This is a genomic window from Hydrogenophaga crassostreae (assembly GCF_001761385.1).
Classification (GTDB): domain Bacteria; phylum Pseudomonadota; class Gammaproteobacteria; order Burkholderiales; family Burkholderiaceae_C; genus Hydrogenophaga; species Hydrogenophaga crassostreae.
Genome location: NZ_CP017476.1, coordinates 2361777 through 2378686, shown reverse-complemented (window position 1 = coordinate 2378686; position 16910 = coordinate 2361777). Strand labels below are relative to the sequence as shown.

Below are 16910 nucleotides of genomic sequence, written 5' to 3'. Positions count from 1 at the left end.
ATGGGACCCAGACCAACTCCCTAGAATGGTTCGCAACTATGCAAGTTGCACCTCTCCCCGACGATGAAGAACAGCGGCTGGCCAAGCTGTTCAGTTTTGGCGTGCTCGACACGCTGCCACAAAAGGCGTTCGATGAAATCACGACGTTGGCCTCAGCCATCTGCGGTACACCCATCGCGCTGATATCGTTTGTCGACCGGGACAGGCAGTGGTTCAAGTCGCGAATCGGCCTTGATCCCTCGGAAACGGAGCGGGAGGTGGCCTTCTGTTCCCACGCCATACTGAGACCCAAAGAGGTTCTGGTGGTCGAAGACGCGACGCAGGACCAGCGCTTCCATGACAACCCGTTGGTCACCAGCGATCCCGGCATTCGCTTCTATGCAGGCGCGCCCATCGTTTCAGACGACGGATTTGCCCTGGGTACGGTCTGCGTGATTGACCGGCAACCCCGGCACATCGACGCGGCACAGCAGCAGGCACTGTGTGCGCTCGCCAGCCTGGTGGTGACCCTGCTGAAGCACGAGCACAGCGGCCGGGAAGAAAGTGAACGGCGAGCGGCCACCATGTTGCGGCGCAACGAATACCTCACCGCGCTGAGCACGTCGGGCCTGGACCTGATGTCCTTTGTCGACACCAACTACATCTACCGGTACGTCAACCAGACTTACCTTAGCTATTGGGCTCGCGAACCTGTCGACATCGTGAACCGCAGCGTGCAAGACTTGCTGGGCAAAGCGTTGTTCCAGACAACCAAAACCTTTTTCGACCAAGCCTTGGCGGGCGAACAGGTCGACTTTGAAGCGACCATCGATTTTCCTGGCAAAGGGACGCGCCATGTGGAGGTGACCTATCTGCCAGCGCGCGACAACGATGGCTCGATCAGCGGTGTGATCGTGCGCACGCATGACATTCAAAAGCTGAAAGAGCGCGAGGAACAGTTGCGTTCAACGGTAGCCATGCTGGAGCACAAGACCCTGGAGCAGGAACGCTTCATCCACATCATTTCGCACGATCTGCGCGAACCCATCAACACCATCAACAACTTCGCCTCGCTGCTGGCCGAGGATGAAAGCCTCGGCCAGTCCGCCATGGCCCGGCGCAACCTCCACTACGTGCAAGCCGGAGGGCGGCGCATGGCTTCGCTGCTCGACGATCTGCTGAATTTCCTGCACCTCGAAGAACATGCGCTGAACCTCAAGCCCATCGACCTCAACCAGATCGCCGAAGAGGTGCAAGAAGACCTGAATGCAGCCCTGCAGCGCTCCGGAGGCCGAATCGAAGTCGGGCACTTGCCGACCACCGTCGGTGATGCCTCGCTTTTGCGCATTGCGTTGCAGAACTTGGTGGCCAACGGTCTGAAGTTTGCGCGCAAGGGCGTGCCGCCACTCGTGCGCATTGCCTCGAAGACCGAAGGAGACTGGCTGCACATCGAGGTGCAAGACAACGGCATTGGCATGCACGAGCATCAGTTGGCCAACATCTTCGAAATGTTCAAGCGCCTGCACTCGGGAAAGGAATACGATGGTACGGGGTTGGGTTTGTCCATCTGCCGGCGAATAACCGAACTGCACCATGGGCGTGTATCCGTGCGTTCGGATCCCGGCAAGGGCAGTTGCTTCTCGCTGTCTCTCCCCCATCCAACCACTGGTGTCAAATAAAGGAACGGAAATGAGTGCCTATGAACGCTTCGTCTTGATCGACGACAACGAGGCCGACAACGTGTATCACGAGATCATGATTCGGCGGGCCGGTTTCAGCGGCGAGGTGCTCGTGTTTGAAAACGGACTTGACGCGCTGGCGTTTTTCAAGGATGACCTGGGAGACACATCAACGTGCGTGTTTCTTGACATCAACATGCCCATGATGGACGGGTTCGAGGTGGCTGAAAGAGCTCAGCCACTGCTGGCCAACAAGTCGTCGGTCATCGTGGTGATGCTGACATCGTCGGGCAACCCGATGGACCGTGAGCGCGCCCAGTCCATTCCAAGCATCAATGGCTATGTGACCAAGCCCCTGGATGTGGCCAAAGTTCAAGAACTGATGGCCGGGGCCGTGTAAAACGGCGTGAAGCCGTCCCGGTTTCGGTAAACCCGGTCAGCAGCGCACCCCGTATCAATACCCTCGTGCCGAGCTGCACTCGATAATCGAGGGATGCCACCACCCACCCCAACAGATTCGCTATTGGCTGACGCAGCCATTTGCCGGCCGCAATCCAGGACCGATCTCTTTGTCTCATTCACCATGCTCGCCCTGCAAGGATTTGGCGGCGTGCTGGCGATCGTGCAACGGGAAGTCGTGGAGAAAAAGCGTTGGTTGACGCGCGAAGAGTTTCTGGAAGACTGGGCAGTCGCTCAAATCATGCCCGGACCCAATGTGGTCAACCTTTCGATGATGATTGGCGGGCGCCATTTTGGCCTTCCCGGGGCGCTCGCCGCCCTCGCTGGCATGTTGGCAGCACCACTGGTCATCGTGCTGTTGCTGGCCATTCTGTATGGCAATGTGGCCGACACACCGCTCGCTCAAGGCGCTCTTCGCGGCATGGGTGCGGTGGCATCTGGGCTGATCACCGCCACCGGTATCAAGCTGATCGCCGCTCTGGACAACAACCCCATGGGCAGGGCCTTGTGCATCGCCATCGCTGCAATGACATTTGTGGCAATCGCCCTGCTGCGCTGGCCGCTGGTCTGGGTCTTGCTGGGCATCGGCGGGGTGGCGTGCATCTGGACCTACCGGGTGCTCGGCCTGAAAGAGCGGCTGGCTCAGGGAGCGGTGCCATGAACATGCTGCCTACCCTCTCCAACTGGGTTGAACTCTTCAACCATTTCGCGTCCCTCTCATTGCTCGCCATCGGCGGCGCCATCACCACGGCACCCGACATGCATCGCTACCTGGTCACCGAGCAAGGCTGGTTGAGCGAGACACAGTTCACCTCGTCTATCGCACTGTCCCAGGCAGCGCCGGGACCCAATGTGCTGTTCGTGGCTTTGATGGGCTGGAACGTGGGGCTCAACGCAGGCGGTGGGCCACAGGTGGGGGGGGTGGCCTGGATGCTGGCGCTTTTGGGCATGTTGATCGCCTTGGTGGCGATCATGTTGCCCTCTTCCGTCGTGACCTACACCGCTACCCGCTGGGCCCATGCGAACCGGCAACTGCGATCGGTGCGAGCGTTCAAGGCGGGCATGGCGCCCATCGTGATTGCCTTGCTGATTGCCACCGGATGGCTGCTGATGGCGGCCCACGACCAGGTGGCGCATGACTGGCGCCTGTGGCTGCTGACTGCGGTTACCACTCTGCTGGTCTGGCGCACCCGGATTCACTTGCTGTGGTTGATTGGCGCAGGCGCCGTTCTCGGCGCCATGGGATGGGTATAGCCCGGCTTCGCGGCAACTGGCGACTCCAATCGTGAATCGCCACGACGGCTACTTCGCGCGCGTCAGCGCCCCAAGGGCCCCCATGTCCATGTTTGCGACAGCCGCCTTGAGCGTGTCGATGTCAATGCCATTGGCTGTCGCGTCGACCATCAGGCCGTTCGGCAACATGATGCCGTAGTCCGTCTGGCTGCCATCCTTGCGGTATTCCTCTTTGTAGGTAACGCCATCCTTCTTGTAAACACGCTCCACTTCATCCTGGGTTTCGCGGTTGATGGTTGAAGACGCCCATGCGGCCATGCCCATCGCGAGCACCTTCACTGCGCCGATGTCCTGCACCGTCAAGTTGATCGATTTGTCGTCCTTGGAGTACAGAGCCTCAACGCTGGAGAAGCTCAAGCCCATGGCGTTGTCGGTGCGGGCTTCGATCGACGTGCGTGCCAGATCACCGAGCTTTTCGGGCACGAAGGTTTGCAGTTTCTCAGGGGGAAAGGGTTTGCCGCTGTCGCCGCCACCGCCCATGGCGGCTCCGAGCATCGCGCCCATGGCTTTGCTGGCCGCCTCCTGATCGCCCGACGCTTGTGCGGCCTCCATTTGCTTGCTGGCTTCTTCCACTTTTTTGCCCGCCTCTTCCAGCTTGGCCGTGTTGATGGAGATCTCCGTTCCGGGCACCTTGATTGAAATACTGGCATCGTCACCGGCACCACGGCCCATCATGTGGCCGCGATCAGGACCTAAAAACAGGGCACTCGCCGCGCCCATGAGCAGGGCTGCCACCACGCCACACACAATCAGTACCGCGGTGTAACCCATGGCCTTGTCTGCTGGCGCTTTCATCATGACCGGTATGCCGGTGTAAATCAGGTAGATCGAATACAACGAAGCCAGCAGTCCGAGCATCGACAGCATGGGCAACAGGTTGAAAACGCCACCCGCCATGCCTGCCGTTGAGCCGAAAGCGATCAGCTTCACCGCGTTCAACAGGTTCTTCTCACCCTTGAAAGTGGGCGCCAATGCATTGGCGATCAACGCCAATACGAAAGCCATCACCAGCGACAAGACAAACCCAACCACCAGATTGGCCAGGCCACTCATGATGGGCACACGGATGGTCGCCCCCATGAAGTTCATGCCAAACACGCTCATGCCGATGAAGGTCGCGATCGCGGGGATCGCTGCCAGGTACACCAGGTAGTTGGTGTAAACCGACTTCACATCACCCGGCTCAGCTTCAATTTCAGGCCACGTCGCTTTGGGCTTGAGCAGAATGTCTTGCACGCGTTGCACGAGGTTCATGGTTGACTCCTGTCGGTTGATTTCCTATTTCTGAAGAATAGGTCGAAAGCGGCGCAAACGGTCGAAACAGACGGCACGCCCATCAATGGGACGCCAAGAGGCATCCAAAAGGCTCAGCGTGGGCTCTCGAAAAACACCACGTTGGTGTAGTCGCTGACTTCAAAATACACCTTCTTTTCGCCCGCATCCACCTGCATGTTCAGGTTTTCGTCGAGCACGCCGTAGCCATAGCGGTAATGGCGTGGTGTGTTGTCACTGGTGCCCATCGCGGTGCTGATCTTGTCGACCTTGAGAAAGCGGCGCACCACTTTTTCGCCGGCGTAGACCTCCAGCACACCATTGGTACCGGTCCAGTTCTGGATGTCGCGGCTGATTTTGTTCTGCTGCTCCTGGGTACAGGCGACCAATGCGGTCACCGAGACCGCCAGCAAGCCCAATGAGACACAGCGATGCAAGGTATTCATGAAGACTCCAGTAGAAAAGGCAAACAAATGGCAGAGGGTTCGCGCAAGCAAACGTCTGCGATGCGGTCCAGCTCGGTGGTTTCTGGGTTGATCACCACCACGCGGGCGCCCTGTTGATGGGCAGCAAAAGCCAGGCCGGCCGCCGGGTACACCTGCCCTGACGTGCCCACCACCAACATCACATCACAGCGTGCCACACCCGCCTCTGCTGCGGCGAGTGCCGCAGGTGGCAGGTTCTCACCAAACCAGACAACCCCTGGGCGACGCAAATTGCCGCAGGTGGCGCAAACAGGCGGGCGGCCTTCCTGTGGAGGCTGGCTGTTGCAGCAGGCGCGCGGGGCGTCAAGCCAGCGGTCTTCCATCAACGAGCCGTGCAATGCGATGGTCTCGGGCTGCCCCGCGCCCTGGTGCAAACCATCCACATTTTGGGTGACCAGCGTCAATCGGTCGGGATGGGTTTGACCGAAACGTGCCAACGCCAGATGGCCGGCATTCGGCAATGCCTTGGCCAGCATGGTTCGGCGGTGGGCATACCAGTCCCAGACCCGTTCGGGGTGGGCCCGGTAAGCGGACTCGGTGGCGAGTTCCTGGGGGTCGAATTGGGCCCAGAGACCGGTCAACGCGTCGCGAAAGGTCGGTACGCCCGACTCAGCGCTCACACCCGCGCCCGTCAAAACGGCAATGTGGCGCGCCTCGGCCGCCCAGGCGCGCACGCTGTCGCGCCCGGCTGTCATCACTGAGCCCGCTGGCGCAATGCCTCGTAAAGGCACACGCCGCTGGCCACCGACACATTCAAGCTCTCGACCGCACCGGCCATGGGAATGCTCACCAGCTCGTCGCAAGTTTTGCGGGTGAGCTGGCGCATGCCCTGCCCCTCGGCGCCCAGCACCAACGCTGTCGGGCCTTTGAAATCCGACTGGTACAGGGTTTTGGGTGCATCGTCACTGGTGCCGACGATCCAGATGCTGCGTTCCTTGAGCTCATTCAGGGTTCGAGCGAGGTTGGTCACCATGAAATAGGGCATGGTTTCGGCGGCCCCGCTGGCCACCTTGGCTACGGTGGCGTTGATGCCCGCTGCGTGGTCCTTGGGTGCGATCACCGCATGGGCACCCGCGCCATCGGCCACCCGCAGGCAGGCACCCAGGTTGTGGGGGTCTGTGATGCCGTCGAGCACGAGCAGCAAGGGAGCCACGCCCTTGGCCTCCAGCCCCTCAAGCAATTCGTCCAGCGAATGAATCTGTTCCATCGCCTGAACCCGTGCGGCCACGCCCTGGTGGCCATGGCTGCCCGCCAATTTGGCCAGGCGCATGCCATCGGCCTCGATAAGCCGAACGTTGGCCTCTCTGGCGCGGTCCAGGAACTGCCGCATGCGCGCATCGCGGCGCGTGGGTTCGTAATAGATTTCAACAACGGATTGCGGCGCCGTCTTCAGGCGCACGCCGACGGCATGAAAGCCGAAAAGCACTTTGGGGGATGACATGGAGGAATTATCCACGCGCGGCTGCATACGCCAGCGTTTCTCTCGCCTCCTTCGCAGCAAGAAACACGGTTTCGCTCTGAATGGACTGCAATTCTTGGTAAAAGGAAAGGCCGTTGATGATTGACCGATACCGGGTGGCGCAAGCCCAGGGCCGGTGTCGACCCAGGTCATCCCCATCGATCCGTGTATTTTCGGCTTACATTGACCGTACTGATACCAAGTTCACATCTGATTTGTATTGGAGCAATTTTCCGTGACCCCACTCACAGGCTTTGGCTTGCTTCTGGTCGACGACCACCCGTTGTTCCGTGAAGGGCTGCTGCTGGCGATTGAAAAAATGGCGCCCGACTGCGACGTGGTTGCCGTGTCGTCCCAGGAAGAGGCCGACGCCATCCTGACGAGCCACCCCGAACGCTTTGATCTGGTTTTGGTTGACTACAAGCTGCCCCAGGGCAGCGGCCTGAGTTGCGCCGCCGAGATGCGGGTCAAACACCCCTTGCAAAGCTTCGGTCTCATATCAGGGGCAGACGATGCCGACCTGCCCGAGCGCGCGCGCGCTGCAGGGCTGGTCGCGTTTCTCCCCAAATCGCTGGAAATGCACGCGCTGCATCAGGCACTGCTGAAGATCGCCCAGGGCGAACCGCTGTTTGTGGATCAGCTCGCTCCGCCCCAGCTCGAGACGCAGCCCTCGACCTTTGGATTGACCCCCAGACAACTCGATGTGCTGGGCATGCTGGCATCTGGCAAGAGCAACAAGGAAATTGCTTCCGATATGGGCATAGCCCCCGCCACGGTCAAAAACCACATCGAAACCATCTTCGAAAAAATGGGCGTCTCCAACCGCATGCAAGCGGTGATGGTCGCCCGTGCGGCCTTGCCACCTTCCCCGCCGTGAAAAGCAGCGCATGGACTTCGCTGCCGGCGGCAACCCCCGCGAGCGGGAAATACCACTGGCAGATACAACGCGAGATTCTGCGCATGAGCGCTCAATGGCGCTTCACCGCTGTTCTGTTGCCGCTATCGATCTGCACGCTCAGCGCGATCTTTTTCGGCAACCCGGACCGGTGGCTGCAAGCCATCGTCTGGGCGACACTGATTTTCGCCGGGCAAGGCATTCGCCTGATCGTCCAGATCGAAGACCCTGGGCCCGAACCCGAGGCCATCGCACAGCGCTTGAAGGAACACCGGGCAAGGGTGCTGTTCAGCGCCATCGCCTGGGGAAGCGCTGGCTTTCTGCTGTTCGATAGAGACGACATCACCCGGCAGCTCGCGTTGACTGTGGTGCTCGTCTCAAGCGGCATCGCCTTTTCGCTGTCCGCCTCTGCCCACGCCGCCACCCTCAAACTCGCTTTGCCGCTGCTGCTGGGGCCGATCATTCTGTCGTTGCTGCTCAGCCCCCAGCCGTATATGTGGGTCATGGCCATGATGGGAACCAGCTTCTACTTCCTGATGCGGCGGCTGGTCACCGACCGTGGGCAACAACTGGAAGAAACCCTCAATCTGCGCCTCGTCGCGCAAGAAGCGCAGGAAGAAAAGCAGCGCTTCTTCGCCGCAGCCAGCCACGACCTGCGACAACCATTGCAGGCGCTGAGCCTGTACCAGGGCGTGTTGAACAAAGGCGACCTGAGTCCCAACGTGGTGCAGCGCATGGGTGACTGCATCGAAGCCCTGGACCGTTTGCTGGCGGGTGTGCTGGACATCTCCCGGCTGGATTCGGGCAAGGTGGTTCCCGCCCCTGTGCCGATTCACCTGCCTGCCCTGATGCTCAGGGTGGCCAGCATGCATGAGCCTGCCATGCGTGAGAAAGGGCTGCGTCTTCGGCTGCATGCCCAAGACATCTGGGTGCATAGCGATCCGGCCTTGCTGGAGCGCATCCTGTCCAACCTGTTGAGCAACGCCACGCGCTATACCGAGGCTGGGGGCATCCTGTTTGCTGCACGCAAAGGCAGCCAGACCGTTCGCCTGCAGATTTTTGACACCGGTATCGGCATCGAAGCCAGCGCTTTTCAGTCCATCTTTTCAGAGTTCACCCAGCTCAACAATCCGGCACGCGATCCGGCGATGGGCTCCGGGTTGGGACTGGCCACCGTTCAACGCATGGTTCATTTGCTGGGGCATGCCATAGAGCTGAAATCGGTACCAGGCAGAGGCTCATGTTTTCAGCTGACGATCCCGACAGCCGCATCACCAGCGCCTGACGGTGATCCCAAGGTCACCCCTGAAGCGGACGCCTCAGCATCGTTGCTGCGCCGCCGCGTTTTGGTGGTGGAAGACAACGCCCTGGTTGCCGACGCGCTGTGCGCCATGTTGAGGGCCTGGAATCTTGACGTCACATTGACCCTTGACGCCAACAATGCCATGGCGGCTTTACAGGAATCGACGTTCGATGTGGTCATCAGCGACTGGCGACTGCCAGGGGAAAAAGACGGTGTGGACGTTTTGCGGTTTGCCCGCCTGCAACACCCTTCCCTGCAACTGGCCGCCCTGCTGACCGGCGACAACGCAGAAGCGCTGCGCGACGAATTTTCGGTGATCACCAAGCCTGTGAGGGCCCTCCGTTTGCGCGCCTTGCTGAGTGCCCATCTGCGGTGAAAGGGGCAACACCTTTCTTGCCTTCCCGCTGGCATTTTCGCCCAAAATTCACCAAATCGGCAATGGAGGCCCAAGTGCTTTTGGTCTTGAAAGTCGGTCGGCCAGACCCGAAATCAGCTGACCTCACATCAAGGTTCAACTAGCACCAGACGCACCGCATAAAGAAAGCGCCGCTCATTGGCGGTCAAACGCCCATCGCTGCCGTAGGCCTGCCATGCGTACGTGCTGTCTGAAATCCAAGGCGACGAGGCAGACAGTACTTCATTGGCGGCTCCCGGAAATGCATCAGGATTGAGCGACCGGTCCGCGAGCTTTCGCTCAAGCAAGCTGCCCACCTCTCTTGCGTTTGGCATACGCCAGCCCGTTTGACGCCTTGCATTGGCCAGGGCACTTTCATGATTGAACTGCCCTGCCCGCCCAGAGCACGCGCTGCCGCTCCAAATCTGGCTCTGCAAGCAACGCCGCCATGTCAATCCCGTCTTGCGATCAACCACCGCGTTGTTGGCACTGTCCCCGGTATACGCCGCTGTGGTCACCAGGTAACGGCTCCCCACCCAGGGCTGGCCGCGCACCAGCCTCACGCGCATCACAAAAGGGAAGCTCGCCGATCGAATCAGCGTGGAAGCCGTTCCATTGGTAAACCTTACACTCCAGGCCTTGGTGGCGTCCTCGGCATCATCGTTTGCGGTCCAGTAAAACGACGCAGGGGTATTGGGAAACCACGACTCATTGATGCTGGGCTCTGATGTGAGTCCGAAGTGAACAATGGATTGCAGCTCTTCTGCCTCGGGCAAGCGCCAATCATTGAATCCGCACAGTGCCAAGGCGTTGACCGCATTCACGTAAGCCGAAGCATCACCTGCCCGACCATCGGCGTGGTTGGTGTATGCAAGGGTGCCAGCCCGGGTACCGGTCAAATCCTTCCCTTCCCAGATCAAACCAGTGACGTTGTCGCGCACACAGTCGGTTCTGGGGAAATACAGCGGGATACTGAACGGGAAAGTGCCGATATAGGCTGAAACGACCTGGCTGTAGCTCATGGGATTGATGGATGCGCGATGGCCATCCTGCTGCGAATTCAACGCCATCGCCTCGTCACTCTCGCAGCTCTCCAAGGTGTTGCTGCCCGCGCGGTAACAATGGTTGATGGTTACCCCGCTGTGAGGAATGACGGGCGTTTGCCAGTCGCTTCCGAGCACGTAATAACCCACACCTTCGTAGCTGTATTGCGGCAAAGTGGCGATGATGTTGTCGCGCTCGCTCTGGCTGCTGGTGTAGAAGTGAAAGCCTCTGGCGCTGACGAAGAAGCGGTACAACGGTGTGTACCCCGTGCCTGCCAGGGTGCTGGCGTAATAGGCAATGCCTTCGTAAACGAACTGGGGCATGGTGGCCGCGATATGGGCGCGCTCTGTCTCACTGATGGTGTAGAAATGCACCCCGGTCTGGTTGTTGTTGAAGCGGTGCACCGGGCTCAGGCCTGGAACGGCAGAGCCGCTGGCATAGAAGGCCGGGCCTTCGTAGGCCATGTGCGGCAAGGTGGCTCGCACGTTGTTGCGCTCGGTGACGCTGGTGGTGAAGAAGTGGGCGCTGGTTTGTGAATTGAAAAACCGGTAGACCGCTGTGCGCGAAGCAGCGCTCTTGGATTCGAGGAGTGACTTGGTTTCGGCGCTGGGCTCAGGCGTTGGGTCAAGCGTGGCTTTTGTTGAGCCAGCGGCGCCGCTCAGCAAGGGGCCTTCAAAGGGCTTGGGCAGCACACCGGTCTTGGCGATGGCTTCCAGCTCAGCCGTGTTCCGGCGAGCGCCCTCCTTTTGCAGAACGATCGACTGAGCGCTGGGTGCCGCCTCTGTCGATAGAGTCTGCCCCAATGGAGTGCTGGCGCCTTCTTGCCCGCCACCGCAGGCGTTCAATGCGAATACCGCGCAGATAGCCAGCGACCGTATCGTCTGACTCGAAACGCGGTTAAACCGAACTGGGTTTCTAGCTGAATGGGTCATGAGAATCCCCTTGTGTGGTGTGCGGGCGCCATAGATGCACCTGCAATACCTGGCTTGTACAAAGATCCGCTTTTCACGCGGCTGCGCCTCACGGACTGGCCAAAACCAGATGAGCGGCGAGCGCGCCGCTGCGCACGTAGTTGCCTGTGATACCAACAGCAAAGCCCACGTAGGCCGCATTGGCAGTGCCAGGAACGGGTGTTGATGACCAGGTGTCGACACCGCCACCCAAACCCGGAAATGCGTCAGGATCCAGCGCGGGAATTTGACGAGACCGGTCAGCCAGGCTGGACAGCTCCTTGATGTTGGGCAGTCGCCAGCCAGCGATGTTGTGGCCCCGGTGCAGCGCATTCACGTGGGTGAAGGGGGTTGCGGCGCCAATGCAATTGCTGCCCGTCCAGAATTGCCCTTCCAGGCAACGCCGCCAGGTCAATCCGGTTTTCCGGTCAATGACCGCGTTGTTGGCGCCGTCGCTCAGGTAGGTGGCGCTGGTAACGATGTAGCGGGTGCCTGACCAGGCCTCCCCTCTGACCAGCCGCGCCGAAATTCGCATGTCGCGGGTTGTGGCGTCGTCACCCCCACCGGCAAAGCCAGCCACCCATGCGCCGTTCTCAAAACCGCCGTAGGCTTCATTGCTCCAGTAATAGTTGGCCGTGTTCGGGAAATCCACCACTCGGATGCGCGGGCCACTGGTGGGGCGGTGGTCAACGATGCCATGCAGTTCCTCAACGCTGGGCAAACGCCAATCGGTGAAACCACACAGAGCGTTGTCGTTGGCGTGGCTCACCAGCTGGCTGGCATCGCCTGCACGCCCATCGCCGAAATTGGTGAAGGTGATCAGACCATTGTGGAGCGTAAAGGTGTCGGTCTTGCCTTCCCAGATCAAACCCGTCACGTCGTCGCGCACGCAATCTGTCTTGGGGTAATACAGCGGGAAGCTGAACGGAAAAGTCCCCACATACCCCGAGAGAACCTGGCTGTAGCTCATGGAGTTGACCCCGGTGCGGCGTCCATCTTGATCAGCGTTGAGTTCCCGCGCTGCGGGCGTGTCACATGGCACCAGGGTATTGCCGCCCGGCTGGTAACACTGGCCGAACGAAATACCGGTATGGGGCACGGCAGGCGTTTGCCAGTCATTGGACAACACGTAATACCCCACACCCTCGTAGCTGTATTGCGGCAAGGTGGCGATGATGTTGTCGCGCTCGCTCTGGCTGGCGGTGTAGAAATGAAACCGCTTGTCGCTCACGAAGAAGCGGTACAACGGTGTGTACCCCGTGCCTGCCAGGGTGCTGGCGTAGTAGGCAATGCCTTCGTAAACGAACTCGGGCATGGTGGCCGCGATATGGGCCCGCTCTGTTTCACTGATGGTGTAGAAATGCACCCCGGTCTGGTTGTTGTTGAAACGGTGCACCGGGCTCAAGCCTGGAACAGTGGTGCCGCTGGCATAGAAGGCCGGGCCTTCATAGGCCATGTGTGGCAAAGTGGCCCGCACGTTGTCTCGCTCGGTGACGCTGGTGGTGAAGAAGTGGGCGCTGGTTTGTGAATTGAAGAACCGGTAGACCGCTGTGCGCGAGGCTGCGCTCTTGGTTTCAGCGTTGACCCCGGGCGCTGGGTCGAGCGTGGCTTTGGTTGAGCCCGCAGCACCGCTGAGCAGCGGCCCGTCAAACGGCTTGGGCAACACACCGGTCTTGGCGATGGCTTCCAGCTCGGCGGTGTTCAGCCGGGCGCCCTCCTCTTGCAAAGCCAATGCGTTCGCGAGAGGTGGGGCCGCGGTGGTTTCCATGGGGTCGGACACGGCCCGGGTCTCGGTGGAAGCCTTCCCCACGCTATCGGTGGCTGAGCCGCCGCCGCCGCCACCGCACGCCGTCAGCGCAGCGACGCCCAGCGCAGCAAGCCAGACCAACGCGGTCTTTTTGTCGGGGATTGTGGGCATGGTTTTCTCCTGGGTGGCTGTGCAATGGAAGGGCCGGGTGCAAAGGGGGCAGCGGGCTTCGACCACGCTTGGAAAGGTCTGATGGCCATTGCCGCATGGGGTGCGGGTGGTGGCAATAGGCCGTTTGGCCCATAACACCGCTTGCCGAGCCCGAAAAGCCCACCTTCGTACCCCATGGAGGGGACGCAGTTGGCGCGCATGAACACGTATGAATGGGTTTTGGCCTTCTCTTGCTGAATGGCCATGCCTGGCAAACCGTAGGGCAAGTGACGACCTTGACCCCCTGGCGCCGCCCGCGCCGCGCAACCCGATCGATCCAGCCCGGTGCGGGTGGGCCGCCGAGGCGTCGCTGACCTGTTTCATCCCATCAGGTGCATGGCATCGCTGACCGGTAGCAGGCCCGCACGGCGAGCGAGACCCCGGGCTACAGGGCCCACCTCTCTCTCCTGTTTTGTTCTGCGCGCTTTTATTGGACCGTCACGCTGCCGCTGGTGCTGAGCACCTCAAAGACACCGTCGCCCAGGTATTGCAGATCAACACTGCTGCCCGCAGCGCCTTGCAGCCCGCCGGTGGCGCCCGGCGTGGTGCTGGCCTGGGAGGTGTAGATCTGGCCACCCCGGACCACGGACACCAGTTGGTTGCCATCGGCCGAGGACGCCACCGACCACCAGTCGCGGTCGGATTCTCTGGCGGTCCAGGAAAGGCCTGCGTTGCTGGAGGTGTAGATCTGGCCACCCCGCACCACGGCCACCAGCTTGCTGCCATCGTCCGAGGATGCCACCGACTGCCAGCTGCGGGTGGCATCCCTGGCGGTCCAGGTGAGGCCTGCGTTGCTGGAGGTGTAGATCTGGCCGTTGTACACCGCGGCCACCAGCTTGCTGCCATCGGCCGAAGACGCCACGAAATACCAGTTGCGGTTGGCATCCCTGGCGGTCCAGGTAAGACCTGCGTTGCTGGAGGTGTAGATCTGGCCACCGCACTCCCCGGACACCAGTTGGTTGCCATCGGCCGAGGACGCCACCGAACACCAGTCGCGGGTGGCATCCCTGGCGGTCCAGGAGAGGCCCGCGTTGCTGGAAGTGTAGACCTGGCCGTTGTACACCGCGGCAACCAACTTGCTGCCATCCGCCGAAGACGCCACCGACCGCCAGCCGCGGTCGGATTCTCTGGCGATCCAGGAAAGGCCTGCGTTGCTGGAAGTGTAGACCTGGCCGTTGTACACCGCGGCCACCAGCTTGCTGCCATCGGCCGAGGATGCCACCGACTGCCAGCTGCGGCTGGCATCCCTGCCGGTCCAGGAAAGGCCCGCGTTGCTGGAAGTGTAGATCTGGCCGTTGTACACCGCGGCCACCAGCTTGCTGCCATCGGCCGAGGACGCCACGGAAAACCAGTCGCGGCTGGCATCCCTGGCGGTCCAGCGCTGGCCAGCCAGGGCGCCCGGCAAGGTGGTCTGAACCAGTTGCCCGGCGTTCTGCGAAATCTGCCAGCCGCCTGCACCCACGCCAGACACGCTCACCTTGTCGCCCACGGCGAGCACCGCGCTGGATGGCAAGGCGATGTTGACCTGCGCGCCGTTGTTGGCGAGGTAACACCCGTTGGGTGCGGCCTGTTGCACCGTGGTGTTGACGAAGCTGCAAGCGCCGGTGAGAACCTGGTAGCCCACGCCTTCAAAGCCGTAGGTGCTGCTCAGGGTGTCGATCACCCGCTGGCGTTCGGCTTCACTGACGGTGTAAAAATGGGTGCCGGCGCCCGACAGAAAGAACCGGTACAGCGGGGTGAATCCGATACCGGCGACCTGGCTGGCGTAGTAGGCAACGCCTTCCAGCTGGAACTGCGGCAGCGTGGTTTCGATGTTGAAGCGCTCGCTCTCGCTGATGGTGTAGAAATGCACCCCCGTCTGGGTGTTGAAAAATCGGTAAACCGGCTTCAGACCGACCGATGCCGCAGAGGCGGCCATGAACGCCTGGCCTTCGTAGCTGTAGATGGGCTGGCTGGCCCGCACCGCATCGCGCTCGCTCGTGCTGCTGGTGTAGAAATGGGTGCCGGTCTGGGTGTTGTAGAAGCGGTAGACGGGCACCAACGTGGCAGCGGCCTTGCGCGCAACCAGGCCGCTTTGGTAGGCGGCCAGTGGCGCGGTCTGGCCATCAGCCAACTGGGCCAACGGCGTGGTGGCCGGGAGCGAACTGGCCTCGTTCTCGGCTTGGGCCAGCTCCTGGGTATTGAGCTCGGCGCCACGGGCTTGCAGCTCGACCGATTGGCTGGGCGATGGGGTGGTGAGTGAACCCAAGGCCTTGTTCACTTCAGCGGTGCTGTTGCCTCCGCTGCCGCCACCACCACAGGCGGCCAAGGTCGATACCAACACGCCACCGGCAAACCGCCGGAGAGACGAAGCCAGCCGACACCCGCCGGTAATGCGGCCATGGGCCGCGCTGCCTACCGAAGTGTGGCTCTGGGCTTCCCGGTCGGATGGGTTTGACTGGTTCATCTTCGCCTCCGTGTCGTTGACCCCTTCGCGGGCAAGAAGGCTTGGCGCTGCGGGGATGCACCGAATCAAAACCATTCAGCGAGCGGCTAGAAGGCCGCCCCGAATGACACCGATCCAGTGCAAATGCATTGGGTCACAGGGCCGCAGGTGACCACAATAGGCCGAACGGCCCATAAGGCGGGACAAAAGCCGCCATCTGTACCCCCTTTGGGGTAAGTGATTGCTCTGCCAGCGCCATTTATGAAAACTATCTTGGTGCTGAGTGCATCCTTTCAGGGCGCCGGGCGTGTCTGGCGAAGTCCAGACCCGTTCAACGCTAAGCCCGCATCAAGACCTGTCCCACTCGCTGCGGTGATCCTCAGGTCCATGATGGCGTGCCACTCTCCCCATGTTTCAGGTTGCTTCGCACCGAACGCGATGGGGTCTCACTCGTGCGCAGCCGCTGTTCGCCAAACGCTGAGCAGAGTTGCCCCACTGGTGTTTGTTCCTTCGAAAATTCAAAAACGAAAGTGGCTGCGCCGTTCGGTATGCCTCAAGGACTGCTGCGCACCAAGCGAACCGAGGTGTCAAAGCTGCGGGGGTAGGCGCGCACGGCGCCATCGAAAAAACTGATGCCCCTGGAAGTACGGACGTTGCCTAAATAGGGGGTAGATGACCAGACAACGTCAGTCCTCGCGCCGGGAAATGCTCCCGCATCGATGGACGCTCCAGTGCTCACGCTCAGGTCGACCAAGCTAACAAGCTCCTTAAAATTGGGCAGCCGCCAGCCACTTTGGGCTCGAGCGTGGTTGAGTGCCTCATCGAGGTCCATCGAGATAGGTGCGCCTGTGCACACGCTGCCAGTCCAGACCCGACCTTGTTCGCAGCGGCGCCACTGCAGACCGGTCCAGATGTCGTTGACCACATTGTTCGCACCATCATCAAGGTAAGCAACCGTGCTGTAGGTGAAACGTGGCCCGTTGGTGGAACTGCCACGCACCAAACGCACCGCCTTTCGGGCAGTTTGAGCACGGCTTGTCGACCACCCGAATTCAAAGTTGACGTCCCAAGCACTGGCACTATGGCGTTTGTCCAAATCGCCGGTCCAGTGATCCGCTGCTGCCGTATTCAGGAACCAGGTTGTGTCGATGCCGGGCGAAGTGATGCGACCAAAGTCAAAGATGTTCATCAGCTCTTGTCGGGTGGGCAAGCGCCAGTCGGTGTATCCGCACAGTGCCAGCTGGTTGATCCGGGTGACGTATTCGCTGGCATCACCCGAGGTGCCATCACCATAGTTGGTGTAGGTCATGCCGCTC

Annotated in this window: 14 protein-coding genes; 6 read left to right on the top strand and 8 right to left on the bottom strand. The window is 60.9% G+C overall.

From position 1 onward, the window contains the following. Positions 1 to 38 precede the first annotated feature (38 nt). From LPB072_RS24070 to LPB072_RS10935, 4 genes are all read left to right on the top strand, one after another. Complete coding sequence (locus tag LPB072_RS24070; protein WP_066089444.1) at positions 39 to 1658, top strand: sensor histidine kinase; 1620 nt, start codon at positions 39 to 41, stop codon at positions 1656 to 1658. A gap of 10 nt (positions 1659 to 1668) precedes the next feature. Then, entirely contained in the window at positions 1669 to 2058 is a 390-nt protein-coding gene (locus tag LPB072_RS10945; protein ID WP_066089441.1) for a response regulator, read from the top strand. Between the two features lie 93 nt (positions 2059 to 2151). Continuing rightward, complete coding sequence (locus tag LPB072_RS10940; RefSeq protein ID WP_070263920.1) at positions 2152 to 2778, top strand: chromate transporter; 627 nt, start codon at positions 2152 to 2154, stop codon at positions 2776 to 2778. After that, on the top strand, positions 2775 to 3371 hold the full coding sequence (locus tag LPB072_RS10935) for a chromate transporter (RefSeq protein WP_066089432.1): 597 nt from the start codon (positions 2775 to 2777) through the stop codon (positions 3369 to 3371). Before LPB072_RS10940 ends, LPB072_RS10935 begins: the two co-directional genes overlap by 4 nt. Positions 3372 to 3419: 48 nt before the next feature. Here LPB072_RS10935 and LPB072_RS23685 read toward each other — a convergent pair whose 3' ends face one another. The 4 genes from LPB072_RS23685 to rlmB all read right to left on the bottom strand — a co-directional run bounded on the left by LPB072_RS23685 (position 3420) and on the right by rlmB (position 6608). Next, positions 3420 to 4664, bottom strand: a complete 1245-nt coding sequence (locus LPB072_RS23685) for a Yip1 family protein (protein ID WP_066089430.1) — start codon at positions 4662 to 4664, stop codon at positions 3420 to 3422. 113 nt (positions 4665 to 4777) lie between these two features. Beyond that, complete coding sequence (locus tag LPB072_RS10925; protein ID WP_066089427.1) at positions 4778 to 5128, bottom strand: hypothetical protein; 351 nt, start codon at positions 5126 to 5128, stop codon at positions 4778 to 4780. Continuing rightward, positions 5125 to 5862 carry an SIR2 family NAD-dependent protein deacylase gene (locus tag LPB072_RS10920; protein WP_066089424.1) on the bottom strand — a complete coding sequence of 246 codons (738 nt, stop codon included), beginning with the start codon at positions 5860 to 5862 and terminating at the stop codon, positions 5125 to 5127. Before LPB072_RS10920 ends, LPB072_RS10925 begins: the two co-directional genes overlap by 4 nt. Next, the gene (gene rlmB / locus LPB072_RS10915) at positions 5862 to 6608 is read right to left on the bottom strand and encodes a 23S rRNA (guanosine(2251)-2'-O)-methyltransferase RlmB (protein WP_066089438.1); all 747 of its coding nucleotides are present in this window, start codon (positions 6606 to 6608) and stop codon (positions 5862 to 5864) included. The genes LPB072_RS10920 and rlmB overlap by 1 nt, the downstream gene beginning before the upstream one ends. A 253-nt stretch (positions 6609 to 6861) precedes the next feature. On the opposite strand from rlmB, the gene LPB072_RS10910 reads away from it, so the two are divergent. After that, on the top strand, positions 6862 to 7503 hold the full coding sequence (locus tag LPB072_RS10910; RefSeq protein WP_197508942.1) for a response regulator transcription factor: 642 nt from the start codon (positions 6862 to 6864) through the stop codon (positions 7501 to 7503). Between the two features lie 83 nt (positions 7504 to 7586). After that, the gene (locus LPB072_RS10905) at positions 7587 to 9200 is read left to right on the top strand and encodes an ATP-binding response regulator (protein ID WP_157559284.1); all 1614 of its coding nucleotides are present in this window, start codon (positions 7587 to 7589) and stop codon (positions 9198 to 9200) included. Positions 9201 to 9328: 128 nt separating this feature from the next. Here LPB072_RS10905 and LPB072_RS10900 read toward each other — a convergent pair whose 3' ends face one another. The 4 genes from LPB072_RS10900 to LPB072_RS10885 form a co-directional block, all read right to left on the bottom strand. After that, positions 9329 to 11194: a DUF1566 domain-containing protein gene (locus LPB072_RS10900; protein WP_197508941.1), complete on the bottom strand. Its 1866-nt coding sequence runs from the start codon at positions 11192 to 11194 to the stop codon at positions 9329 to 9331. Between the two features lie 88 nt (positions 11195 to 11282). Then, positions 11283 to 13130, bottom strand: a complete 1848-nt coding sequence (locus LPB072_RS10895; protein WP_066089411.1) for a DUF1566 domain-containing protein — start codon at positions 13128 to 13130, stop codon at positions 11283 to 11285. Positions 13131 to 13596: 466 nt separating this feature from the next. Continuing rightward, the gene (locus LPB072_RS10890) at positions 13597 to 15615 is read right to left on the bottom strand and encodes a hypothetical protein (protein WP_157559283.1); all 2019 of its coding nucleotides are present in this window, start codon (positions 15613 to 15615) and stop codon (positions 13597 to 13599) included. 532 nt (positions 15616 to 16147) lie between these two features. Continuing rightward, positions 16148 to 16903, bottom strand: a complete 756-nt coding sequence (locus tag LPB072_RS10885; protein ID WP_066089405.1) for an Lcl C-terminal domain-containing protein — start codon at positions 16901 to 16903, stop codon at positions 16148 to 16150. Between the last annotated feature and the right edge of the window lie 7 nt (positions 16904 to 16910).

Bases quoted from the DNA above. Each gene is read 5' to 3' on its own strand.
- LPB072_RS10925 (WP_066089427.1), bottom strand. From the start codon at position 5,128: ATGAATACCTTGCATCGCTGTGTCTCATTGGGCTTGCTGGCGGTCTCG.
- LPB072_RS10940 (WP_070263920.1), top strand. From the start codon at position 2,152: ATGCCACCACCCACCCCAACAGATTCGCTATTGGCTGACGCAGCCATT.
- LPB072_RS10935 (WP_066089432.1), top strand. From the start codon at position 2,775: ATGAACATGCTGCCTACCCTCTCCAACTGGGTTGAACTCTTCAACCAT.
- LPB072_RS10920 (WP_066089424.1), bottom strand. From the start codon at position 5,862: ATGACAGCCGGGCGCGACAGCGTGCGCGCCTGGGCGGCCGAGGCGCGC.
- LPB072_RS10895 (WP_066089411.1), bottom strand. From the start codon at position 13,130: ATGCCCACAATCCCCGACAAAAAGACCGCGTTGGTCTGGCTTGCTGCG.
- LPB072_RS10890 (WP_157559283.1), bottom strand. From the start codon at position 15,615: ATGAACCAGTCAAACCCATCCGACCGGGAAGCCCAGAGCCACACTTCG.
- LPB072_RS10900 (WP_197508941.1), bottom strand. From the start codon at position 11,194: ATGACCCATTCAGCTAGAAACCCAGTTCGGTTTAACCGCGTTTCGAGT.
- LPB072_RS23685 (WP_066089430.1), bottom strand. From the start codon at position 4,664: ATGAACCTCGTGCAACGCGTGCAAGACATTCTGCTCAAGCCCAAAGCG.
- LPB072_RS24070 (WP_066089444.1), top strand. From the start codon at position 39: ATGCAAGTTGCACCTCTCCCCGACGATGAAGAACAGCGGCTGGCCAAG.
- LPB072_RS10905 (WP_157559284.1), top strand. From the start codon at position 7,587: ATGAGCGCTCAATGGCGCTTCACCGCTGTTCTGTTGCCGCTATCGATC.
- LPB072_RS10885 (WP_066089405.1), bottom strand. From the start codon at position 16,903: ATGACCTACACCAACTATGGTGATGGCACCTCGGGTGATGCCAGCGAA.
- rlmB (WP_066089438.1), bottom strand. From the start codon at position 6,608: ATGTCATCCCCCAAAGTGCTTTTCGGCTTTCATGCCGTCGGCGTGCGC.
- LPB072_RS10945 (WP_066089441.1), top strand. From the start codon at position 1,669: ATGAGTGCCTATGAACGCTTCGTCTTGATCGACGACAACGAGGCCGAC.